Here is a 24,375-nt window from a genome sequence, read left to right on the forward strand (position 1 = left end):
TTATGCGCGGGTTCCTCCGATACTATTAGAATCCTGGATCCCGCGAACAAGCCGCGTACCGTACAGAGCCAAATTCACCATGGAGCTTGATTTTTTTAAATCAAAATTGACTGAACAAGGCATAGAGGTAATTATTCCGAATGAAGCGGATCGGATTTTAATCATGCAACTATTTTTGATTAACTCGGAAAAGGCATTAGAACCGAGATTACAAAACAGCGTTATGAATCAATTATTGACAAATTACCTCTGTGCATGACAAAAAAACCTGTCATGTACAGAGACAAATTACTTAAAAATAGGGTCGAAGGAATTATTCTTGGATGTACGGAAATACCACTCATTATTCAGCAAAAAAGATGTAATTGTTCCTGTTTTTGATACTACAAAAATTCACTCTTTGGCAGCGGTGGACTTTTTATTAAGTTAAAAGAAACGATAGGTATTGGTACACGTTGGTGGAACGGACGATACCCAATCAACTTCAAAATGCTTATATTGAATTCTATAACCGTACAGTTAGGTATGATTGGCTAATCCACTATTTTTATTTGAATTATTGCTGAAACCCAGCCACATGCGACACAATCGCTTTGAACTTATCACAATGAGCACCCGAATACTGCTATGGGACAGAGGGACCTCCAACGAGGCACAAACAGGCATTAGTTGCCTAGCTTTCTACTTTAAGCCTCAGAAAAAAGGGGGATTACCCCCCTAACTTGATAGGCTGAATTGATGGGAATTTACAGCACTTTTTGAACTTCACCATGAAAAAATGAGAAATAGCTGCTTTGAAATTCCTATGCTACTCCCAAGATAGGTCAACGGTGCTTGTGCTTATTCTTTTTTCCATTCCAAACCTGGAAACTCTTTAGGTTTAGATTTTGGCGTAGATTTTTTGGTATTATTTTTCCTCCAATCCATTTGTGGGAACTCTTTAGGTTTTACTTGCTTTTGCATCGTTTCTTTTTGTTTAGGGGTTTTGGGAATTGGCTCCGTATTAATTGCGTGCAAATTAAACGCTAACAAAGTAAGGAAAACAGCTGAAGCGGATAATAATTTAATTTTAAACATAATCTTTCTCCTTGTTACATTTTTCCTCTTTTAAAAAAGACAATGTCTTACTCTCATATACGAAGTAAAAAAATTGATATTTTTGTCCACCAATATAAAAACCTGGGTGTTAAGTAAATTTTAGCCAACAATAGGGGAATAACAAGATAAAGCCGTCATTCGGCAGTCACTTTCCAAATGAATTTTTCAAAAAAAAACTATTGACACGTGGATCTAATTTTTGATCTATGCCCGTGATCGTTCAAAATGCTTGTTTGTAGGCACCTTTATTTTTTGTCCTGTCACATTTTAATAAGCGAGTAACGTCTCATTCCCTTAAGAGCTTTTTAAAATGAGGCAGGGCGAAAAACAAAAAGCATAAATCACGCATTTTGGCCGATCACGGCTATATACCCAATAGAGTAAAAAAATTGTAAATAATTCGATTTGTTTCGCTGCCATCATGTCGTTTAAATACAATAGAACAAACAGTCAAATTTAAGCGTATTATCGTGTTAGGGTATATACTTAAACTAATATGCAGTGATAAGTCGAGGTTATAATCATGGGATATGAACAAGAACTCTATCAACTATTAGAGTTGGATCAAGATGCGACCCCAACGAACAGTGAGATTAATAACGCTTATAAAAAGCTATCTCTACAATATCATCCGGATAAACAGAGTGGTAAAACTGAGGAAGAACAACAGAGCGCAAAAATTAAATTTCAGCAAATTTCTGCCGCGAAGGACGTGCTCAATGATCCGGAACAACTGCAACAATATAAAGAGGGCCGTCTACAAATCACCGAAACAGGCGGATTAAAAAAGTTGCCGGAGCCCAGGACTCAGACACCCCAACCTTCCTCTAGTCCTGAACAAGGTGCTTCTTTCAATCCTGAGTCCACTCCAGCCGGTTCGGTCGTCCCTCCGTCTAACAGGAAAAATGCTCAAGTAGCGCCTGCGCCTCAAGGCAATCAATTTACTACACCTCTTGAAGCCGGCTCTGAAGAAAGCAATCAAAATGAGGAAGCAGGAGAGAATAAAGACGAAAAGCAAACAGCAGGACAGGATGATGTTAGACCAAAAATGGCGAATAATCCGTCTTCTGAACAAGGAAATAGCAAAACAATGCTGGATGTGTGGATACAAATGATGAATACTATGTTTAGCCGGGGCTTGGATCACTACTTATCGGCGCAATCAAAACAAGAGGATTCGCAACCCCCTAAAAATGATGCTGAAGTGCCAGAGAATGCCGGTCAAAGCCAGCAAAATTCTCAGCAAAGTTCCCAAGGTGTTTCTCAAGCTTCTACACCAACGGATGTTGCTTTAACTTCGGTTCAACCCAAAGAAGATATGGATAAGCAGATTGGACTAACTTCAGCAACACCAGACGCGGGTCTAGTTCGAATGACGCCGCCTGCCAGTACTTCTTCCCCAAGTACTGAATTGCTGGCTTTAGCGGATAATGCGCTAGTCGATCGTGAATCATTACAACAAACACAGCAGCAACAGCTTCAACAACAGGAGCAACCAGCAGCCAAACGATTTAAAGCACCAGGTGGTTAAAATGAGGTAAATAAATACCCGCGATCGTTCTTAATGCGTGATTTAGGCTTTTTCTTTTTCGTCCTGCCGCATTTAAAAAATCACGGGGATAGTCGATTAGCGCTCCATTAGCTTATGAGGCAAGCTTTCAAGTCTGCCCGCTTGCGTAACCACAATAAAGTTTAATTTGCGCTGTAATTCACTAATGGTATCTGCGCCCGCATAGGTTAAGCCAGATCTTAGCCCACCGATAATATCGGCAATGATGGCATCCTGGCTATCGCGGTAAGGTACTTCCGTAGCAACGCCTTCAGCGGTCTTCCACTCATGGACTTGGCCAATAAAATCCTCTTGAGCTTCGCGAGAGGCCATGCCGCGATACATTTTTACTTTGGTGCCATCTTCTTTGGTAATGACTTTGCCAGGGGTTGGATCGGTTCCTGAAAGCATTCCGCCAATCATTACAAAATCAGCCCCAAAAGCTAACGCTTTGACAATATCACCTGAGGTTCGAATACCGCCATCGGCGACAATGGAGCGATCCGTTCTTGCGCAATCCTGAATGCAAGTAAGCATTGGAACGCCGAATCCTGTCTTAATCCGTGTGCTGCAGACAGAACCGCCACCAATACCCGCTTTGATGATATCAGCACCGCAAGAAGCGAGATAGTCAGCTCCTGCATAGGTTGCTACATTTCCAGCCATAATACAGCGATCATCGAGCATCTGACGTAAATTTTTCAAGGTCTTGCCGACGTATTTGGCATGAGCGTGCGCTACATCGACGCAAAAATAATCGGCGCCTGCATCCCGTAAGGCTTCAGCACGTTCTAGTTCGGCTGAGGTACAACCCACGGAAACAAACACAGGGCCTTGGCAAGCTTTAAACTCACGAATGTTGTCTTCAACGCTTAGAAAACGATGTAAAGCGCCAATGCCGCCTTTACTATGCATAAAGTTGGCCATTTTGCTTTCGGTGATAGTATCCATGTTTGAACTGATAACGGGCAATTCAAGGGTGAGCTTTTCTAACCGGTCCGTCATGCTGATGTTCACCACACGTCGAGATTCGTGATGGTTGTAGGAAGGGACGAGCAATACGTCATCAAAAGTAATCGCTTGGGTAGACATGATTAATCTCTAAAAAGTACGTACTATAAATGCTCAGCGGCATAATATGCAAGTCTTGATCGCTCTCCGCGAGTTAAAGTCATATGCGCGCTATGTTGCCAAGTCTTAAATCGATCCACTGCAAAGGTTAAACCGGAGGTGGTTTCGCTCAAGTAAGGCGTATCGATCTGCTTAATATCCCCAAGACAAATAATCTTACTTCCTGGCCCTGCGCGGGTAACGAGCGTCTTAATTTGTTTCGACGTTAAATTCTGCGCTTCATCGATAATAATAAAGCGGTTTAAAAACGTACGTCCGCGCATGTAATTTAAGGAGCGAATTTTAATTTTATTTTGTATTAAATCCTGAGTGGCCCCACGCCCAAAACTTCCACCCTCTTGAGCGCTATGCAACACTTCAAGATTATCCATTAATGCCCCCATCCAGGGCGTCATTTTTTCTTCTTCTGTACCTGGTAAAAAACCGATGTCTTCACCAACGGGAATCGTGACGCGGGTCATGATAATTTCTGTGTAGCGTTTAAGATCAAGTACTTGGGTTAATCCTGCAGCAACTGTGAGCAATGTTTTGCCGGTACCTGCGGATCCTTGCAGCGTCACAAAGTCAATTTCGGGATCCATTAGCATATTAAAGGCAAAATTCTGTTCACGATTTCTTGCGGTAATTCCCCAAATGGCATTTTTTGTTTGCGCGTAATCGTGCGCGATTTGAACAACCGCATGCCCAGACTCAACTTGCTTCACGATGGCTTGAAATTGATTGTCTTCGGTACTTAAACAATCATTAGGATTCCACTTATTCGTCAAAGGACCATTAATGCGATAGAAGGTGACCCCATTTTCCTGCCAGGCTTCCATGTCTTTAGAATGACTATCCCAAAAGTCATTTTCCAGAATGTGAACGCCGCTATGCAGCAAGTTCACATCATCCAATACGCGGTCGTTGTAGTAATCTTCCGCTTGAATGCCTAATATTCCGGCTTTGATTCTAAGGTTAATGTCTTTAGAAATGATAATGACTTGCTTATTGGGATGTTGCTTTTGTAGCCCCAAAGCGGTGGCAAGCAGGGTGTTATCTACTTTATGTCCAGGTAAAGACGTTGGCCTTAAAGGCTCGTAATCATCGGTTTGGAAAAATAACCTTCCACTGCTTTTGACCTCTTCTGAAACCAAGTAATTGGGAATTGCAAGACCTTCTACAATTTGATCATGGCTGGCATTGCTCATCAACTCGACCAGCATGCGATTGGTTTGACGGACGTTTCGGGCAACTTCTGAGAGACCGGTTTTGTGGTTGTCTAATTCCTCCAAGACAACCATCGGCAAATAAATATCATGCTCTTCGAAACGGAATATAGCGGTTGGATCATGCATCAAAATATTCGTATCCAACACAAACAACTTTTGTTCCTTTTGGGCGTCCATCGTTTCTTCCTGATCTAAGTTCGTCATTTCATTTTGCTGAGCCGGCCGTTCGCAGTCAAGTTTTTATTACAACCCTCAGAAATTCCATAAAGTTACTTCTTTCAATACGCCACAAATGTTTACGAAAGCGCTTTAAGTTCCGACAAAACTTCCGCAACATGGCCTTTTACGGAGACTTTTCGCCATTCATGACGTACGTTACCTTCTGGATCAATCAGAAACGTACTTCGTTCAATGCCTCGAACTTGTTTGCCATACATGGATTTCATTTTAATCACACCAAACGCTTGGCAAAGCGCTTCGTCTTGATCACTGATCAATTCAAACGGGAGTTCTTGTTTCGTTTTGAATCTTTCATGGGACTTCAAACTGTCACGTGAAACGCCCAAGATTTCCGCATTGTTTTTCTTGAACTCGGAATAATGGTCTCTAAATTCCTGGCTTTCTAGAGTACAGCCTGGGGTTGAATCTTTAGGATAAAAATAAAGCACTAACCAGTTTCCGCGGTAAGCATCGAGGCTCGATTGGACCTCATTGGTCGCTTCAAACTCATAAGGGGGTATTTTATCGCCAACATTCATGAATAGCTCCTCCAAATTTTGATGTTTTTGCTGATAAAATCATACCCTAAATACAGATGCCTAATAAGTTAAATTCAAACATTTTTTTGTCCAAACGTTGAGAAAAAGCGAGTGATAGCCCCGCTCTATCGCGAACTATTTCGCAACGCTTGGGCGGAAAAAGTATCCGCATAAAAGTCGCATTTTGGCGTATGTTGGGTATATACTTGCTGTTTTTATTTAGGTGTCTTATGACCGCTAAAACACAACAAAATTCAACGATTGTCGTGAATAAAAAGGCAAGGTTTGATTATTTTATTGAAGAAGAATATGAAGCTGGAATGGTTTTAGAAGGGTGGGAAGTAAAAAGCCTGCGTGCCGGTAAGATAAATTTAGCGGAAGCGCATGTCATTGTAAAACGAGGTGAAGCTTGGTTATTGGGCGCTCAAATTCAGCCCTTACCCACGGCATCCACTCATTTACTTCCCGACCCCATTCGTACTCGAAAATTATTGCTAAATAAACGTGAATTAAATCAACTGATTGGTCGAGTTGAGCGACAAGGATATACCCTAGTTCCATTGTCTTTGTATTGGAAGCATAATCGAATTAAAGCCAAAATTGCTTTAGCAAAGGGCAAAAAAACTTATGACAAACGGGATGCCGTTAAAGATCGGGATTGGGCGCGTGACCGTTCAAGACTGATGAAAAAGATAAATAAGCCCTAGACTTCTGATCTTCGTCCTATACGAAAATGTCTAATGCAAAAAGCTAAGTTATTTTTAAACGTTGTGGCATAATTGTTGGATTTTCAGCAAAAAATCTTCGATCGAGGAGTCATTATGTGCGGGATTATTGGAGCGGTTTCACACAGGGAAGTGAGTAAAATATTGTTAGAGGGTTTGCGCCGACTGGAATATCGTGGCTATGATTCAGCCGGTATAGCGGTGATTAATCATGATTTGCAACTTCAGCGCGTGCGCATGTCGGGCAAAGTGCAAGCATTGGCTCAGGCAATGCAAAACACGGCCGTGACGGGAAAGGTTGGGATTGCACATACCCGTTGGGCCACGCATGGCAAGCCTTGTGAATTAAATGCCCATCCTCATCTCTCACAAAATGAGTTGGCAGTCGTGCATAATGGAATTATTGAAAATCATGAATCGCTAAGACAGTTTTTACAGGATAAAGGGTATGAGTTTTTATCCGAAACCGATACTGAAGTCGCCGCTCATCTGATTCATTATCATTGTAAAACCGAAGCGACTTTGTTAGCGGCGGTTCAGGCGTCTGCACAGCAAATGCATGGCGCGTTTTCTTTGGGGGTTATCCATCAGCACTTTCCTAAAGAGCTCATCGCGATTCGCAAGGGCAGTCCTTTGGTGGTCGGATATGGGATTGATGAATATTTTATTGCCTCTGATGCATTGGCTCTGCGAACGTTTGCACAATCGGTGATTTATCTCGAAGAAGGTGAGAGCGCCTGTTTAACGGCAACGGGAGTGCAGTTGTATGACGCAGACAGCAATCCTATTAGCCGCGAGGCGCATGCTTTAAGTGATGATTGTCATGCCGTCAGTAAAGGCGACTATCGCCATTTCATGCTTAAAGAAATTTTTGAGCAAAACCAGGTTTTGGCTGATACCTTACAAGGTCGAATTTCAAGCTTAGAGGTGTTACGAGCCAGTTATGGCGATCAAGCGTTAGCTGTTTTTGATCAAGTTAAACAAATTCATATTGTCGCCTGTGGCACGAGTTATCATGCGGGTTTAATTGCTAAATACTGGCTTGAATCCCTTGCAGGAATACCAACATCGGTTGAGATTGCCAGTGAATTTCGCTATCGCGATGTTGTTGTGCATGACCAAACGTTATTTATCACCGTATCACAATCTGGTGAAACGGCCGATACGTTGGCGGCTTTGCAAAAAGCAAAACAAATGAATTATTTGGCTTCTTTTGCCATCTGTAATGTCGCAACATCAACGCTCGTTCGTGAATCTGATTTTGTGTTTTTAACTCGTGCAGGCGTTGAAATTGGCGTTGCCTCCACCAAAGCCTTTACCACGCAACTGGCGGCTTTTTTAATGTTGGCTGCTGCTCTTTCTAAAGATGAGCGGGCAAATGAGGTATTAGTACAGTTACAACAGCTCCCGCAACAATGCCAGCAAACATTAAACATGAACGGTGAAATTGAGGCACTTGCCACCAATTTTGTGAATAAGGCTCATGCTTTGTTTTTAGGACGTGGCGTTCAATATCCTGTTGCCTTGGAAGGCGCTTTAAAGTTAAAAGAAATTTCTTATATCCATGCCGAAGCTTATCCTGCCGGTGAGCTCAAACACGGTCCTTTAGCCTTGGTGGATGAAAACATGCCAGTTGTGGCTATTGCGCCTAATGATGAATTATTGGATAAATTAAAATCGAATCTCCATGAAGTCAGTGCACGCGGTGGCCAGCTGCTGGTGTTTGTTGATGATTCCCAAAGTTGGGAAGCCAATGGCGCTGTGCTGATAAAAGTCCCAGCTTGCGGGAATTGGGTTGCGCCTATTATCTATACGCTGCCGTTACAACTTCTGGCGTATCATGTGGCTGTGGTTAAAGGGACGGATGTGGATCAACCGCGTAATTTAGCGAAATCCGTGACGGTGGAATAGACTCAAAGGCCTGTGAGTCTCGCAATTCAAATGACAACAGGTATAATGCGCCTTCTTAGACAGTTTTTATTAGATTTACGGGGAAATAAATGACTCAGGAGATGTTGGCAACAGCGTCAGTGATTGCTAGTGAATTGAATGCCGAGGTTGCACAAGTTGAAGCAGCAATTCGGTTATTGGATGAGGGAGCAACGGTTCCTTTTATTGCACGCTATCGAAAAGAAGCAACTCAAGGATTAAACGACAGTCAGTTACGCCTGCTTGCTGAGCGCCTACACTATTTACGTGAATTAGAAGAACGCCGCAACGTCATTCTCCAGTCTATTAAAGACCAAGAAAAACTGACTCCTGAATTAGAACAAGCAATTCATAAAGCGGACACCAAAACACGTTTGGAAGATTTATATCTACCTTACAAGCCAAAGCGACGTACAAAAGCGATGCTGGCTAGAGAGGCGGGGTTAGAGCCTTTAGCTCTAGGATTATTAACTGATCCAACCTTAGTTCCAGAAACGTATGCGACGCAATACCTCAATGCCGAGGCAGGCATTAGCGATGTTACTACAGCGTTGGAGGGGGCTCGCCAAATTCTTATGGAACAATTTGCTGAAGACGCCGATTTGCTTAAAGAGCTTAGAAGCTACTTGTGGCAACATGGGGTGTTGGCCTCAACCGGCGCCAAGGGCAAAGCAAGTGCTGCGGCCAATAAATTTGCCGATTATTTTAACTACGCGGAACCCATTCATAAAATTCCATCGCATCGGGCGTTGGCCTTATTTCGCGGACGGCGTGAAAGCGCATTACAATTGGCATTGACCTTACCCGAAGATCCTGAGTACGGTGTAAAACGAATCGCTCGTTATTTTAACATTACCGCTCAAGGGCGTGCTGCCGATGAATGGCTCTTAGAAACCGTTAATCTGACTTGGAAAATTAAGCTCTTTACCAAGTTGGAATTAGAATTGATGACGCAATTACGCGAGATGGCGGATGAGGAAGCGATCAACGTATTTGCTTTAAATTTGCGAGATTTATTGCTCGCCGCTCCTGCTGGTCATAAAGTAACCATAGGACTGGATCCTGGTATTAGAACCGGGGTTAAAGCGGTGGTCGTTAACGAAACCGGAAAGTTGTTGGATTACGCGACCGTTTATCCATTTGCGCCACAAAATGAATGGCATGATGCGATCGCAACGCTCGCAAAATTAGCGGCGCGTTATCAAGTACATCTCATAAGCATTGGGAATGGCACCGCGTCTCGTGAAACAGAGCGGCTAGTTAGCGATATGATTAAAATGTATCCGGATTTAAAGCTGACTAAATTGGTGGTTAGTGAGGCCGGAGCTTCCGTCTATTCAGCCTCTGAGCTTGCCTCCAAAGAATTTCCTGAGTTAGACGTCACTCTTAGAGGGGCTGTTTCCATTGCAAGACGTCTGCAAGATCCTTTGGCCGAGTTGGTCAAAATCGAACCTAAATCCATCGGAGTTGGGCAATATCAACATGACGTGAATCAAACAAAATTAGCCCGTAGCCTAGAAGCAGTTGTGGAAGATTGCGTCAACGCAGTGGGTGTTGATGTGAACACAGCCTCCAGTGCTTTGCTGACCCGCGTTTCAGGGTTCAATGAAACGCTGGCTAAGAATTTGGTTGAATACCGGGATGCGCATGGTTCGTTTGTAAGTCGAGAACAATTAAAACAAATTTCACGAATGGGCGAAAAAGCTTACCAGCAATCCGCTGGGTTTTTAAGAATAATGCAGGGAGAAAATCCTCTAGATGCCTCTGCAGTTCATCCGGAAGCCTACCCGTTGGTTGAGAAAATTCTTACCAGTAAAAGCATGCCCATTTCTGATGCAATTGGAAATATTGATTTGCTTCGAAGCCTTAACCCTAAAGAGTTTGTAGACGAACAGTTCGGTTTGCCCACCGTGCAAGATGTGCTCAAAGAATTAGAAAAGCCTGGACGCGATCCCAGGCCTGAGTTTAAAACCGCTAGCTTTAAAGAAGGGGTTGAAGAGATCAATCACTTGAAAGAAGGGATGATTCTTGAAGGCGTCGTCAGCAACGTCACCAACTTTGGAGCATTTGTAGATATTGGGGTTCACCAGGATGGACTCGTTCACATCTCAGCGCTCACCAGTAAATTTGTCAGTGACCCACGCACGGTTGTGAAAGCAGGGGATATTGTCAAGGTGAAAGTCATTGATGTGGATCAAGATCGTCGTCGAATCAGTCTTAGCATGAGACTCGAGGATGAACACACGCAAACCAAAAAATCCAAAGCGGTTAATACGAATACCCCCAAAGCGGTGAAGAAAAAAGTCCTGCCTAAAAAAACAGCGTCGCCTAAACCGTCACCAGCCAACAACAAGCCTCTATTCAATACGGCTATGGCAGATGCTTTAGCCAAGTTGAAACGAGGCTCCTCATGACTTCCAATCCTAAAGGAGAGCTAACTATTCAAACGTTGGCCATGCCAGCAGACACCAATGCCAACGGAGATATTTTTGGTGGTTGGCTAGTCTCGCAAATGGACTTGGCCGCAGGCGTTTTAGCCAAAAAAATTGCCAAAGGCCGGGTTGCGACAGTTGCCATTCACTCTATGACGTTTCTTAAACCCGTTCATGTCGGTGATCTGATTAGCTGCCATGTTGATCTGATTAAACAAGGGCGAACCTCGATGACGATAGACGTAGAGGTCTGGTCCGAGGCGCTTGGCAGCGGTTATAAATACCGCGTCACTGAAGGGACGTTTATCTTTGTTGCCATCGATGAACATGGTAAACCAAGACTAATAGAAGATAAGGTATAATGGTAAGTATTGATCGGCTGAAAACTTGGTTGCATGATATCGCAGATGTTATTGAACAAAGCCAAAATCTAGATCCAAGTCATTATTCGCACTTTATTCAGGAACCGGAACTCGCTTTAGGCTTGATTGATCTAATCGTAGTCATGGATGAGTTAGATATTGATGTTGCAAAGCCTTATTATTCCGCTTGCGTCTTTGCTCTTGAAATCTGCATCTCACAGTTGCAGGCCGCTGCCGAATCGCAGAATAAATTGGCGATTAAACTCTTAGAGCAACTCATGTCGCACTTGGCCGATGCCATACAAACGAGCGATCATTCCCTAAGTTTTTGGCTTCCAGTCTTAAATGCGTTTTATGAAGTGCATGTCGAATTATCAGATGAACTTAAAGACGCTTATTATGAGTTAGCCAGTGAAGAAGAATTAACGTTGCCACAAGAAGAAGGCGCGCATTTAAATTCCATTCGTGATTTAATCGAGGAATTATCAGATCTTTCAGCGTTTGATATTGCTGAAAACTTTTTCGCCCAAAGTTATGCTCTGCCTGCTGAATTTTTTACCGATTTAGTCATTGATTTATACAGCATAGAAGAAGGGCAGGATATCGCTCTCTTAACGCTACTTCATCCTAAAGCTGAGGTGCGCGATGTCGTTGTATCCACCATTGATCTTCTAATCGATAAGATAACATTAACGCCTTTATCGCTGTCCCGCTTGCAAGCCATCAAGCATTGGTATCCTAAATCGTATCATTCACAATTTGAGCGGTGGATAAAGGTACAGCGTAAGCGAGGCGTGGTATTTCACGCGGAAAAGAAAAATCCAACGCTCAGAATTAAAGCCAGCGAAGTGGATGGTAGTGGTGCGCAAGGAATTTTTATTCATTTTAAACAGCGAAAAATTAATCGTCTTTGCGGGTTATTGTTTAAGTTTGAGGTTGGCATCAAAGACGCCTGGTTTACTCCAGATATTCCCTCTCAGGAACTCGCGCGATATTATGATGAGTCTTTTGAAGAGACCGTAATGCTCCGAGAAGTAGATCTCAACTATTTAGTCTTGTTAACCAATCACTTCTTGGCTATCAGTATCGAACAGGGTGAAATGCCAGATTTGCATTTATTAGAAATTCAAGAAGAACTGGGATTGCAGTTTATCCCCAACCGATTGGATGAACGAGCGTTGCTGGAACAGTTAACGGTGCAAATTGCCCCGTTTAACCCAACACGAATCGATGAAGCCCTCCAGCGCTCAAAACTCTGGTCTAAAACCAAACGGTTTACAGAGTCTTGGTATATTGAAACTCAAGGCGTTGATACAGTGGTGAATCAATTTTGTAGCTTCATTGAAGGGATAAAAGTGTGTGATTTTGAAAGAGCCGTAAGCGCGGTCTTTGAACAAGTATTTGAAATGCAACGGGAACGTTGGCTTTTTCACTTTATTTGGGTTGCGCTTTGGTTGAAAAATAAGGCGCGCAAGCATGAAAAAGCCTGGGAAGATTGTATTTTAATCGCGCATCTTATTGCTCATCAAAAGTCTTTAAAGGAAATACCGATCATGCAGGAAATCTGTGAGCAAACCATTCAAAACAGCATTGAAACCATGACGGAACGAAAGACTCACTTAACCTAAGCATTTCTAAATGCGAAATAACTATGGATACGGTTATTGGTGAATGTAACGTTGTTACTAACAGCTTCAATTTAAGCCAAACATGCTTCAAATTCCTGCAGCAGTTCTTTTGCGTGCGAACGCGTTTGTTCGGTAATTTTTAAACCACCAAGCATTCTTGCGATTTCGTCGATTTTATCAGAAGGCTCCAAAGCTATAATTCGCGAATAGGTTTGTTGGTTATCGCTATGTTTTTCAACCACAAAATGGTGGTGGGCGCTGGCAGCGACCTGGGGCTGATGCGTGACACAAAATACTTGCAATCGCTCGCCTAAGGTTCGAAGTAGGCGTCCAACTAAAGCCGCAGTTGCCCCTCCAATGCCCACGTCAACTTCGTCAAATAATAACGTGGGGGTACTCCCGCGTTGAGCCGTGATCATTTGAATTGCTAAGCTGATTCGGGATAATTCGCCTCCGGATGCGACTTTACTTAATGCATCCGGTTTCATTCCTGGGTTAGTGCAGACGTTATATTCAACTTTATCTTGGCCATGAGGTTGCATTTTATCAAGGGAGGTTATTTCTATTTCAATGTAGCCATTTGGCATACCTAATTGTTTGATGGTTTCGCTGATGGCTTTAGCTAATTTTTTACCGTGATGTTGACGAGATTGACGAAGTTCTTCAGCCGCAATTTGATAGTTTTTAAGCGCGGATTGATGCTCTTTTTGTAAACGTTCTAGCTGAAGCCCAGCATTTTCTAAGGTGTTTAATTCTGCTTCAAGCTCAACTAAGATGCCAGGTAACTGATTGGCCTCGACATGATATTTTCGTGCAGCTTGATGAAGTTGGCTAATCCGAGCTTCTACCTCATTCAATCGTTCGGGATCAAGTGAGATCTGCGCTGAAAATTGAGCAATTTCATCTTGCGCCTCATCACACTGGATTATGGCCGAATTAATTAGTTCACGTGCGTTTTTAATGGAAGGTTGATTATCTGGCAAGCTGGAAAGTCGTTGCATAATATGATTTAAGCTTTGGATAATGTTCGGCTCTTCATCGCTGCTTAATAAGTTGTTGATTTGCTGCGCATGCTCCATATATTCTCGGGCATGGTGTAAAAACTGATGTTCTTCATGCAGTCGTTGCATCTCGCCTTCTTGTATATTTAATTCACGAAGTTCTTCAATTTGAAATTGCAATAATTCTCGGCGCTCCTCAGAGGTGCTTTGATGTTCTAGATGCTTTATTTCTTTTCTAATTTTTTGACAGGATTGAAACAAAACCGCAACGCGCTCAAGCAGGGAGTCATGGCCTGCAAATTGATCAAGCTGTTGGCGATGCGTTGCATGATGAAGTAAGGTTTGGTGTTGATGTTGGCCGTGAATGTCAACTAATCGCTCGCTGAGTTCTTTTACTTTTTGCAACGGAAATGGTTGGCCGTTAATGTAGGATTTTGAGCGTCCCTCAGCAAGAATAACCCGACGCAGATAAATTATTCCATCCTCGCTGGCTATCTCATGTTCTTCTAGCCATTGGGCGGGCTGAGAGTGTTCGTCATATTGAAAGCAAGCACTGATGTCGCATTTATCGGTGCCAGGACGGATGACCGAAACATCGGCGCGATCGCCAAGAGCTAGCATTAAGGCATCAATCATGATGGATTTGCCGGCCCCTGTCTCACCAGTAAATGCCGTCATCCCCGGTTTAAAGTCCAGTTCTAACTTCGCGACAATGGCAAAATTTTCAATGCATAAAGACGTGAGCATAATTATCCCTGGGATTTGCTTCCCCACCCTAATTTAATTCTTAAGGTATCATAATAATTATATTCGGTAGGATGCAATAGCCGCAGCTGCTGGGCATTTTTTTCAATCGATACAATCTGGCCAGGCTTTACTGTGCGGGATTCATGTCCATCGCAACTAATTTGTAAATCGCTTTCATTGCTTTTACTAATTTTCAAATCTACGACGTCATGGCCATCAATGACTAAAGGTCTGGTGGTTAGACTATGAGAAAACATCGGTACCATCACCATGGCATTTAAGAGGGGGTGCACAATAGGTCCACCCGCGGATAAGGCATAGGCCGTAGAGCCAGTTGGTGTGGCCAAAATTAACCCATCTGCACGATAATGGCTGACAAATTGTTGATTAATGCATACTTCAAATTCAATTAAATGGGTTTCGCTTCCTCGGCTAAGAACCACATCATTAAGCGCATCGCCTTGAAAGTAAGTCGAATCATCATCATGAATGCGAGTTTTTAATAAAAAACGACGCTCTTCTTGGTACTGACCATTTAATATGTCACCGAGTTGTTCATCAATTTCAGAAGGCGAAATATCGGTTAAAAACCCAAGCCGTCCGCGGTTAATGCCAATAACCGGCACATTGACTTTAATGGCCATTCGAGCGGCCGAAAGCAGGCTGCCATCGCCTCCAACCACGACAATTAAGTCTTGATTTTCGCCCATATTGTCGCGCTCCAATACAGGCAGTTTCAATTCAAAATTAGATGCGGTATCGACATCCTGAAAGGCAGAAATGTTTTGAGATTTTAGAAAACCAACCAAACGTTGAAGCGTTTCATTGACGCCTTGATTAGCTCGGTGTTGGCGAGCGTACAAAATGACACGTTTAAACTTTTGTTTGGTCATAACAAGTTAGTCCTTGCTGTTACTCATCGCTATTAGCAGCACGCGCAGTTCGTTTGCGCTCATGTTCTTTTAACTCTTTTTTACGTAACCTGATGGATATCGGTGTGACTTCTACTAATTCGTCGTCATCAATAAATTCTAGGGCTTGCTCAAGCGATAATTTAATCGCAGGGGTCAAAATAATATTTTCATCGCTTCCGGATGCGCGAATATTTGTTAATTGCTTTTCTTTCGTTACATTGACCACTAAATCATTATCTCGAGAGTGTATCCCTACAATCATCCCTTCATAAACGACGGTTTGCGGTTCAATAAATAAACGACCGCGCTCTTGAAGATTAAATAATGCAAACGCGCGAGCAGTACCCTGGCAATTGGCGATTAATACACCATTGTTGCGCTTGCCTAGGCGACCACGATGGGCTGGCCCATAATGATCAAACACATGATACATTAAACCGGTGCCTGATGTGCTGGATAAAAACTCGGTGTGAAAGCCTATCAAACCTCGAGTAGGAATAATGTAATCCAAGCGAACGCGACCTTTGCCATCGGGCGTCATGTTTTGCAATTCACCACGACGTTCGCCTAGTTTTTCCATAATGCTGCCTTGATGTGTTTCCTCGACATCAACGGTCAAGTGTTCGTGTGGCTCTAAGGTTTGTCCTTCTTCTTCGCGGAGAATGACTTCAGGCTTTGATATGGCGAGCTCATATCCTTCTCGACGCATGTTTTCAATTAAAATGGATAAATGAAGTTCACCACGGCCTGAGACCCTAAATTTATCGGGATCATTGGTGTCTTCAACGCGTAACGCCACGTTATGCAACAACTCGGTTTGTAATCGCTCGCGAATTTTACGGCTGGTGACAAATTTCCCATCTTGACCGGCAAAGGGAGAATCATTGACTTGAAAGGTCATGCTGATGGTAGGCTCATCCACGGTTAAAGGAGGAAGCGCCTCAACCAAAGCTGGATCGCAGATGGTGTCGGAGATATTTAACGGATCAATACCGGTGATGGCAATAATATCACCGGCCCGAGCTTGCTCAATTTCAACGCGCTCTAAGCCTTTAAATCCTAATAATTGCAAGAGTCGCCCACTGCGAACGTCGCCTTCTTTGTCAATAATTTTGATTGGAGATTTTGCTTTTATTTGTCCACGGGTTACGCGGCCAATTCCGATTGTTCCAACGTATGACGAATAATCTAAGGAACTAATTTGCATTTGGAATGGACCATGTTCATCCACCTCTGGCGGATTAACATGCTTAACGATGGTTTGCAATAAGGCATCCATATTGTCCGTTTCTTCTGCCAGATCTAATTTGGCATAGCCATTTAATGCAGAAGCATACACCACTGGAAAATCTAACTGCGTGTCGTTGGCGCCGAGATTATCAAATAAATCAAACACCTGATCCATGACCCAATCGGGACGCGCGCCTGGACGGTCAATTTTATTGATGACGACGATGGGGTTTAACCCTTGGGCAAAGGCTTTTTGAGTCACAAAACGTGTTTGGGGCATGGGACCATCGACGGCATCGACTAACAAGAGTACGCTATCCACCATCGATAAAATACGCTCAACCTCGCCACCAAAATCAGCATGTCCAGGCGTGTCGACAATATTAATTTGATACCCTTGCCAATGCACGCAGGTGTTTTTAGCTAAAATGGTAATGCCACGCTCTTTTTCCAGTGCATTAGAGTCCATGACTCGCTCAACTTTAGGCGCGCGTTCGTTTAACGTCCCCGTTTGTTGTAACAGCTGATCCACCAAAGTGGTTTTTCCATGATCGACGTGAGCGATGATGGCAATATTTCGAATGTTCTCAATCATTATTAACCTTAGAAAGCAAAACAGGACAAAGGTCCAAGCTATTTGTTTATGTATTTACCATTATACATGAAATCCGCAGAATATTGTGGCAAGAATGTGTAGAAGCTAAAAATTTTCATAAAAACAGTGATGTTGGGGCAGACCACTGAATCAAAAAAAACCTATTCCTCCCCTTTCATGTGGCATGAGCTTTGCTAAACTAATAGTAAGAGTAAAAAAAAAGGTGGTAAAAATGAAAAAATTAATTTTGCATCCCACCGATACTAGCCAATGGCACGCGTTGGTTAATGAAGCCCAGGCTGCAACTAGACTTGTGTTAAACGAAAACACAGAAAGTTATCTTGTGTTTTTGTTAATGCGATATTCTCAAACAACCCAATTATTAGAATCCGTGATTGCGCTAGATTTTTTAGAATCAATGCAATTGTTTGGGAAGCGACAAGTCGAGCGGTTGAAAGATGTGGGTGATAAAAGTTTGTTGTTCTGTGGCTTATTTCCAGGGATGGCTGATAAGCGACATGTAAGTCTTGAATATTTCAGTGACATGGGGCAGGCTGCTTATTTGTCGGTAGGGGAGTTGCAAGATAATCATTCTGGGGATTTGTATTTTCAGTTGAGCGAGCAATTTAATATGATGCAACAAATCTTACAGGCAATGCGGGGCGATTATGTTCACCTTTCTGAGCCAGGGAGTGGGATTTTAGCGCCCACCGATATGCCCATACAGTAGACGCTTAGTGGAGTCTGCAGTCAGAAGAGTATGGGCTTAGCCCTTAGCCTAAAACACAGCTTAGAGGTTATCTTCGAAACAACATGGCCACATCAATGGCGTCAAACTCATATTTTTTATTACAAAAGTCACAACTTATGGTGACGTGACTTTGTTCTTCAAGTAATTTATTCAAATCCTCTTCACCAAGAATAGTTAACACATCCTTCATTTTTTCTTGGGTGCAGCGACATTGAAATTTAACGGCGCGAGCATGATAAAGTCTAAGTTCTGTTTCATGATATAACCGATGTAAAATGGTCGGATTATCCAGCGAAATTAATTCTTCGTCGGTGATGGTTTCACCTAAATGCACCGCATATTCCCAAAACTGTTCGCGTTGCTGAGTATCTTGTCCTGGCATAAGCTGCAAGAGCATCCCAGCGGCTTTATTTCCTGTTACAGCAAGCCAGACGCGTGTTGAAACCTGCTCAGATTGGGCAAAATAATGCATGATATTTTCACTCATTGAAGTCGAATCAATGGGAACAACGCTTTGATACGCTTGGGTTTTATTGTACTGATTGATGGTTAGGATCATTTTTCCTGCTAAAAATGAGTCATAATAGTCAACGGTATTTTTATCTTCGGGTTCTTGATACTTTGCAAACCCCCTGACATTAAGTTGATGATCGCACTGAATTAGCAATAACGGCAGGCGATGATCTCCATGAAATTGCAAACTGATTTCTCCCTCGAATTTAATGCTGCCAGCGAGCAACACACAAGAGATTAATGCTTCTCCTAATAAGGTTCGGACTTCTTCAGGATAAGGGTGCTGCTCCATGACGGTTCGATACGTCTCATCAAGATGCGCAATTTCACCACGAATGCTTGCGTGTTCAAATATAAACCGTTGCAGGGTATCAGAATCTTTCATAGTAATCAGGAAAAGCGAAAAGAAGAAATTCTAGCATATTTTATTGAACTCCTGTCATAATCCACAATTTTTTTGCAGGTTAGAACATGCTCAATCCCCAACAAACTGCCGCCGTTAAATACATCGATGGCCCTTTGCTGGTGCTGGCAGGGGCAGGCAGTGGAAAAACGCGGGTCATTACACGAAAAATTGCCTATTTAATAGAAGAATGTGGTTATGCCGCTAACAGTATTTATGCTGTAACGTTCACAAACAAAGCAGCCAATGAAATGCGTGAGCGCATTTCATCAACGCTGTCTACTACCGCACGACGGGGATTAAAAGTCGCCACTTTTCATACCTTAGGGCTTAGCATTTTAAAGCGTGATGCGGTTCGGTGCGGATTAAAAAAAGGCTTTACCATTTTTGATCAAGAAGATTGTTTGGGGGTGATTAAAGGGTTATTGCCCCCAGCAAAAGCCAATCAGAAAGAAGATGTGCTTCAAATTCAATATCAAATTTCACGTTGGAAAAATGATTTGCTTGGACCGGATGCCGTCCCAAATCAACTGGAAAATCCATTGTTAAATGAAGCCGCGCGTTTGTACACGGGCTATCAAAAAACCTTACAAACCTATAATGCTGTTGATTTTGATGATTTAATTCGCTTGCCTGTGCAACTTGTTCGTCAATATCCCGATCTCTTGGAGCATTGGCAAAACAACATTCGCCATTTATTAATCGATGAGTATCAAGACTCCAATACTTGTCAGTACGAATTGGTTCGCTTATTGGTAGGTGTTCGAGCAAGTTTTACTGTGGTGGGGGATGATGATCAATCGATTTATGCTTGGCGAGGGGCTCGTCCTGAAAACTTGACACAGCTACAGGCCGATTTTCCTCAACTTAAAGTGATTAAACTAGAACAGAATTATCGTTCAACCGGACGTATTCTTAATGCGGCGAATCATCTTATCAGCCATAATCCTCATTTGTTTGAAAAAAAACTCTGGAGCGAGTTAGGGCATGGTGAGTTAATCCGAGTTCTTTGTTGTCGTGATGAGCAGCATGAAGCGGAGCAAGTCGTCATGGACATGATTAGTCATAAGCTTCGTTATGGAACGTCGTTTGGGGATTACGCCATTTTATATCGAGGGAATCATCAGGCTAGACTGTTTGAAAAAGTCCTAAGGCATCATGGCGTATCTTATCATATCAGTGGTGGTCAGTCCTGGTTTGCTCGTGCTGAGATTAAAGATATTTTTGCGTACTTAAAGCTCTTATGTAATGAAACAGACGATGCGGCTTTTTTACGTGTTATAAATACTCCAAAACGTGGTATTGGTGAGGCGACGTTATCCATCTTAGGACATTATGCTCAAACGAAAGAGCAAAGTTTATACCATTGCTGTGATCATTTGGCATTAAGTGAATCCGTTAATGAAAAATCTCGCGCCGCCATCCAAGAGTTTAAACGCTGGCTAGAAACCATTAAACGTCGTTGCCAAACAGAGCCTGTGGTCGAAGTGTTGCGCGAGATGGTCGAAGATATTGGCTATGAGGCTTATTTATATGAGCAAACGGATGCGCCTATTAAGGCACAAAAGCGCATGGAAAACGTGCTGGAGTTATTAGACTGGGTTGGTCGCTTGCTGGATAAAAAAGAAGAAAATACCTTAAGCGATGTCATCAACAAGCTGATTTTAATAGATATTCTTGAACAGTCAGATGAGGCCGTGAGCGGTAAGCTGCAACTGATGACTTTACACGCCTCAAAAGGTTTAGAGTTTCCTTTCGTTTATTTGGTCGGCATGGAAGAAGAATTGTTACCGCATCGCGAAAGCATCGAACAAGATCAAATTGAAGAAGAAAGGCGATTGGCTTATGTAGGAATTACGCGCGCTCAGAAAGCGCTTTGCCTCAGCTTAGCGAGACAACGGCGTCGTGGCGGGGAATTACAAGATTGTATCCCGAGCCGCTTTCTTGATGAATTACCAAAAGATTATCTTGAATGGTATGGTAAGTCAGACGCTCGCGATGAAAAAAAATCAAAAGCAATCGCTCGCTCGCACTTAGAGGGGTTAAAAAGTTTACTGAATTAAAACCATGAATAGGTTCTGCGTGCTCCGATTAAATCAGGTTATTTAGAGATGGCCCGATTTATTCGGGCCATCTAAGTAAGACTCGTTACGCAGCAGCGCCTGGAGCAGCAACGCGCTCAGGCAATGCTTCTAAAAAGGTTGTATTGTCCTGGTGGGCAAAGAACCCATGCTTGTTCCGCAAATGGGAAAGCACTTGCTCCGGTTTTTCAACACGAATTTCTTTCTCTAACTGCGAAAGCTTATCATGCTCATGACTTGATTTTTGTTTTTGTCGCTCAATCCGATGTAACACTTGGGCTTTTTGCCAGGCTTGTGAAGGTTTCACTGAATCGGCTTTTAAAGAGACGTGCTCTTCAACCGGGGTCCCTCTTTGCTTATTCCAAGCTTCTGTAAAGCTCATCGATGTTCTAGGCGTTTTATTGAGCTGGCTTGCTGCGTAATCCCAAGTAGCGGCCAGCAAAAATAAAGGAGAAAACAACAGTTTTAAAAATCGGGTTGGTAGATCATTATCATGGCTATGACTATGATCGGCACTGAGACGAGCTTTTAACAAGTCTTTGGTGTGAGCGTGCTCATGATGATGGTGTGTATGGGGAATAAAGTAATGCGCATCCTCAAACCCTTCACTAATGAATCCAAATAATGCAGAGAGTATTTGCGGGATGCCTGGAACACGATCGGCGGTAAAGGCTATTCCAACCAGATGTCCTAAAAATAATATAATTCGTAATGGGGTGAGCGTTAGTTTCAATAACAGACGGAATGGATTAAACAGTTGCAATAAATTTTCGCGTGCGTATACATTTGAGAATCCGCGTCGCATAGCGTTTAAAAAACCAGACTTGGCTTTTGTTTCACTAGAATCGTGGTGATGGGGGTGCGAAATCGCTTCATAAATCAGTTCTAACGTTTCGCTGGTATTTTGTAAATTAAATACAACCGCAGATAAGCCAGTGATAATGGGGTTAATCACGCCCATAATGAACCCAGGCATTTTTCCCATCCAGTGAAACAGCGGTCTTGCTTCTTTAACCACGGTCCACCAAGTGCCTGCGGTGCAAATGGTTAAGGCCACTGCCATGCCGACCAGTAAGACAGCGGTGATGACCATAAACACATTTCTAGTGGTTGGGCCTTTTTTAAAGTCATTACGAAGTGTGTTATACCACGCCACAAGGGTATTGTTGCTGATCATATCGGTGATGGCATTATAAGTTAAAAGCCCATATGCCGCTCCTGCAACAACGGCCATGGGGACAATCAACAACGGCCATGTTCCAAACGGAATGAAGGCTAGCAATGGAATTGCGCTGAACGCTTCAACTAGAAGATAGGTGGTGCCTAAGCCCATAAATACGCCGGCTAATGCGCTAAAGGCTTTCACCCCATTAAACCAATAGTTACGTCGAATAAACGTCTTTCGCCATTCGGATTGAGCGTGTTTGGCCAACCACGTTCTTAATTCCTGTTCATAATCCGAAGCGTCGCTGTCAGTTTCAGTGTTGGCAAAAAACTGCTTGGAAAACCACTTTTCCATGTCCTTTAATGTTTTGAGAAATTGTTTTTTCTGTTTGCGACTTTCTTTGTCCAAACGTCGCTCGCCAAACTGGTTCAGTAGATGAAGCTCGGCTTCATAATCTTTAAAAAATTGCGGGCAATCATCAGCGCGGGTATCTGGAAAATGATGAAGCAAATATTGCCTTGAAATCTGATGCTTTAAAAAGTCGGCTTTAAGTAATTTATTTAAAGCGCCCTTAATGTTTTGCAGATAAATTTCACCCTCATAAGCCACTGAAAGGCCAAAAGCTGCAAAAGCAAGCGGCAAGACCGGCAACAAGGCATACATACCGCCAAAGCTTAAAAATCCTAGAATTAAGCTCGCCCCCACAGTTAATAATAAAAGGGAAAGTTGATAAGGCAGTTTTTTTAATAATTTTTTATTTAAGGTCATAAAAACACCAGAGTGGGCCAAAAAAAGAATTGGTACTTTATAACGAATGAAAATGATTATCAATAACTTTTATGAAGGGTTATAGATATTAAATCTTTTGTGAGTAAGAGAGATGTGGTTTACTAGTAAGTTCCCAAAGAAGATTAGTTTCTAAATCGAAAACAATTAAGGACTTCCTATGAAACGAACGGTAATGGCGTATTTTCTTATGAGTTGGTTATCGTCAACAACAGCGATAGCGCAACCTGAATTAAACATGCAACAAGTTCAAGTTCCAAACTGTCTCGCCGAAGCGCTCACCACACCGTTTGAGGTATTAGCCGAACATAAAGGATTTAAAATCCTAAATGTTCCGCTTAATGAGCTAGATACGCTTCATTATGCGGCAGATAAAGTTCGATGTGGAAGATTTGTGAATGTCACAAGAAAACTGCAAGCCAAGTCTGAGCAAGAACGACGAATGAACGCACAAATGCTGCTCTCACAGCCCAAAACTAAAGCGCTACGTCAAGATCGTATAACTTATCCTATTCAGCACCAGCCAGAAGTTCAACAAGCCTTAACTAAGGTAGATGATAAGCGCATTGAGGATACCTTAATTCATTTAACCTCTTATACCAACCGTTCTTCCGTTCTAAACAATGGCGTTCGCACAGCAAAGTGGTTGAAAGAGTCGTTTGATCATCTGGCAATTGAGTACGGACGTCAGGATGTAAAATCCTATTTTATAGCCACTGGCGGCCGGTTTATTCAACCTTCTGTTGTGACCGTCATCGGTAAAGATTTAACAGCGCCAGGCATTGTCATTGGCGCGCATATGGATACCTTAGGTAAAGCGGAGCGGCAACGTATGCCTGGTGCTGGTGATGATGGCAGTGGTTCAGCCAGTATTATGGAAGTTGCGAGGATCTTATTGTCTTCTAAACTAGACTTAAAACGGCCCATTTACATCATTTGGTATGCTGCTGAAGAACAAGGTTTGCTTGGTTCTCAAGCGGTTGTGGAGCATTTTAAAAACAAAAACATTCCAGTGTTTGCAGCCATTCAATTTGATATGACTGGTTTTCGTAATGATCCGAATGATCAAACAATGTGGGTATATGAAGATTACACCGATAAATCGCTCAGTAATTTCGTAAGTCAATTAATTACAACCTATGTTAACGTTCCTGTCGAATATTCTCAGTGTGGCTATGGCTGTAGCGATCATGCTTCTTGGATGGCTGAAGGCATTCCTGCGGCATTTCCCTGCGAAACCAGTTTTGAACAGCATAATCCCTATATCCATTCGGCTTTAGACACGATAGATCTGTTAAGCACAGAACACATGGCTAACTTTGCTAAGCTGGGATTAGCGTTTGCTATAGAACTTGCAACAAAGGATTGA

The 24,375-nt window shown here is 42.7% G+C and carries 18 protein-coding genes and 1 pseudogene; 10 read left to right on the plus strand and 9 right to left on the minus strand.

From position 1 onward, the window contains the following. Positions 1–476 precede the first annotated feature (476 nt). Positions 477–594: pseudogene (locus E1O47_RS12690) on the plus strand (IS3 family transposase); the annotation flags it as partial. Positions 595–840: 246 nt separating this feature from the next. On the opposite strand, the gene E1O47_RS03650 reads toward E1O47_RS12690, so the two are convergent. Further along, positions 841–1,077: a hypothetical protein gene (locus E1O47_RS03650; protein WP_133129910.1), complete on the minus strand. Its 237-nt coding sequence runs from the start codon at positions 1,075–1,077 to the stop codon at positions 841–843. 544 nt (positions 1,078–1,621) lie between these two features. On the opposite strand from E1O47_RS03650, the gene E1O47_RS03655 reads away from it, so the two are divergent. After that, positions 1,622–2,629: a J domain-containing protein gene (locus E1O47_RS03655; RefSeq protein WP_133129911.1), complete on the plus strand. Its 1,008-nt coding sequence runs from the start codon at positions 1,622–1,624 to the stop codon at positions 2,627–2,629. Positions 2,630–2,725: 96 nt separating this feature from the next. Here the strand turns inward: E1O47_RS03655 and E1O47_RS03660 are convergent, their stop codons facing one another. The 3 genes from E1O47_RS03660 to E1O47_RS03670 form a co-directional block, all read right to left on the minus strand. Then, the gene (locus E1O47_RS03660; RefSeq protein WP_133129912.1) at positions 2,726–3,739 is read right to left on the minus strand and encodes a guanosine monophosphate reductase; all 1,014 of its coding nucleotides are present in this window, start codon (positions 3,737–3,739) and stop codon (positions 2,726–2,728) included. 23 nt (positions 3,740–3,762) lie between these two features. Further along, positions 3,763–5,190, minus strand: coding sequence for a PhoH family protein (locus E1O47_RS03665; RefSeq protein ID WP_242601990.1), 1,428 nt, complete (start codon positions 5,188–5,190; stop codon positions 3,763–3,765). Positions 5,191–5,282: 92 nt separating this feature from the next. Beyond that, positions 5,283–5,744 (minus strand): peroxiredoxin, encoded by a 462-nt coding sequence (locus E1O47_RS03670; protein WP_133129913.1) that lies wholly within the window; start codon positions 5,742–5,744, stop codon positions 5,283–5,285. A 230-nt stretch (positions 5,745–5,974) separates the two neighbouring features. On the opposite strand from E1O47_RS03670, the gene smpB reads away from it, so the two are divergent. The 5 genes from smpB (at position 5,975) to E1O47_RS03695 (ending at position 12,820) form a co-directional block, all read left to right on the plus strand. Further along, positions 5,975–6,451 (plus strand): SsrA-binding protein SmpB, encoded by a 477-nt coding sequence (gene smpB / locus E1O47_RS03675; RefSeq protein ID WP_133129914.1) that lies wholly within the window; start codon positions 5,975–5,977, stop codon positions 6,449–6,451. Between the two features lie 114 nt (positions 6,452–6,565). Beyond that, positions 6,566–8,380: a glutamine--fructose-6-phosphate transaminase (isomerizing) gene (glmS, locus tag E1O47_RS03680; protein WP_133129915.1), complete on the plus strand. Its 1,815-nt coding sequence runs from the start codon at positions 6,566–6,568 to the stop codon at positions 8,378–8,380. An 89-nt stretch (positions 8,381–8,469) separates the two neighbouring features. Then, positions 8,470–10,812, plus strand: coding sequence for a Tex family protein (locus tag E1O47_RS03685; protein WP_133129916.1), 2,343 nt, complete (start codon positions 8,470–8,472; stop codon positions 10,810–10,812). After that, positions 10,809–11,192 carry an acyl-CoA thioester hydrolase YciA gene (gene yciA, locus E1O47_RS03690; RefSeq protein ID WP_133129917.1) on the plus strand — a complete coding sequence of 128 codons (384 nt, stop codon included), beginning with the start codon at positions 10,809–10,811 and terminating at the stop codon, positions 11,190–11,192. Before E1O47_RS03685 ends, yciA begins: the two co-directional genes overlap by 4 nt. Continuing rightward, the gene (locus E1O47_RS03695; RefSeq protein ID WP_133129918.1) at positions 11,192–12,820 is read left to right on the plus strand and encodes a hypothetical protein; all 1,629 of its coding nucleotides are present in this window, start codon (positions 11,192–11,194) and stop codon (positions 12,818–12,820) included. The genes yciA and E1O47_RS03695 overlap by 1 nt, the downstream gene beginning before the upstream one ends. 71 nt (positions 12,821–12,891) lie before the next feature. Here E1O47_RS03695 and recN read toward each other — a convergent pair whose 3' ends face one another. From recN to typA, 3 genes are read right to left on the minus strand one after another with little or no spacing between them, the layout of a single operon-like run. Beyond that, complete coding sequence (recN, locus tag E1O47_RS03700) at positions 12,892–14,568, minus strand: DNA repair protein RecN (RefSeq protein WP_133129919.1); 1,677 nt, start codon at positions 14,566–14,568, stop codon at positions 12,892–12,894. Positions 14,569–14,570: 2 nt separating this feature from the next. Then, positions 14,571–15,461, minus strand: coding sequence for an NAD(+) kinase (locus tag E1O47_RS03705; RefSeq protein WP_133129920.1), 891 nt, complete (start codon positions 15,459–15,461; stop codon positions 14,571–14,573). 19 nt (positions 15,462–15,480) lie between these two features. Continuing rightward, positions 15,481–17,307 carry a translational GTPase TypA gene (gene typA / locus E1O47_RS03710; protein WP_133129921.1) on the minus strand — a complete coding sequence of 609 codons (1,827 nt, stop codon included), beginning with the start codon at positions 17,305–17,307 and terminating at the stop codon, positions 15,481–15,483. 232 nt (positions 17,308–17,539) lie between these two features. On the opposite strand from typA, the gene E1O47_RS03715 reads away from it, so the two are divergent. Further along, positions 17,540–18,037: a hypothetical protein gene (locus tag E1O47_RS03715; RefSeq protein ID WP_133129922.1), complete on the plus strand. Its 498-nt coding sequence runs from the start codon at positions 17,540–17,542 to the stop codon at positions 18,035–18,037. Between the two features lie 67 nt (positions 18,038–18,104). On the opposite strand, the gene hslO is transcribed toward E1O47_RS03715, so the two are convergent. After that, positions 18,105–18,956 carry an Hsp33 family molecular chaperone HslO gene (gene hslO / locus E1O47_RS03720; RefSeq protein ID WP_133129923.1) on the minus strand — a complete coding sequence of 284 codons (852 nt, stop codon included), beginning with the start codon at positions 18,954–18,956 and terminating at the stop codon, positions 18,105–18,107. A gap of 86 nt (positions 18,957–19,042) precedes the next feature. On the opposite strand from hslO, the gene E1O47_RS03725 reads away from it, so the two are divergent. Beyond that, a complete protein-coding gene (locus E1O47_RS03725; protein ID WP_133129924.1) occupies positions 19,043–21,037 on the plus strand; it encodes a UvrD-helicase domain-containing protein in 1,995 nt (664 codons plus the stop codon). Between the two features lie 85 nt (positions 21,038–21,122). On the opposite strand, the gene E1O47_RS03730 is transcribed toward E1O47_RS03725, so the two are convergent. Further along, positions 21,123–22,988: a hypothetical protein gene (locus E1O47_RS03730; RefSeq protein ID WP_133129925.1), complete on the minus strand. Its 1,866-nt coding sequence runs from the start codon at positions 22,986–22,988 to the stop codon at positions 21,123–21,125. 178 nt (positions 22,989–23,166) lie between these two features. On the opposite strand from E1O47_RS03730, the gene lapA reads away from it, so the two are divergent. After that, complete coding sequence (gene lapA / locus E1O47_RS03735) at positions 23,167–24,375, plus strand: aminopeptidase LapA (protein ID WP_133129926.1); 1,209 nt, start codon at positions 23,167–23,169, stop codon at positions 24,373–24,375.

The organism is Legionella yabuuchiae (assembly GCF_900640115.1).
Taxonomy (GTDB): domain Bacteria; phylum Pseudomonadota; class Gammaproteobacteria; order Legionellales; family Legionellaceae; genus Legionella_A; species Legionella_A yabuuchiae.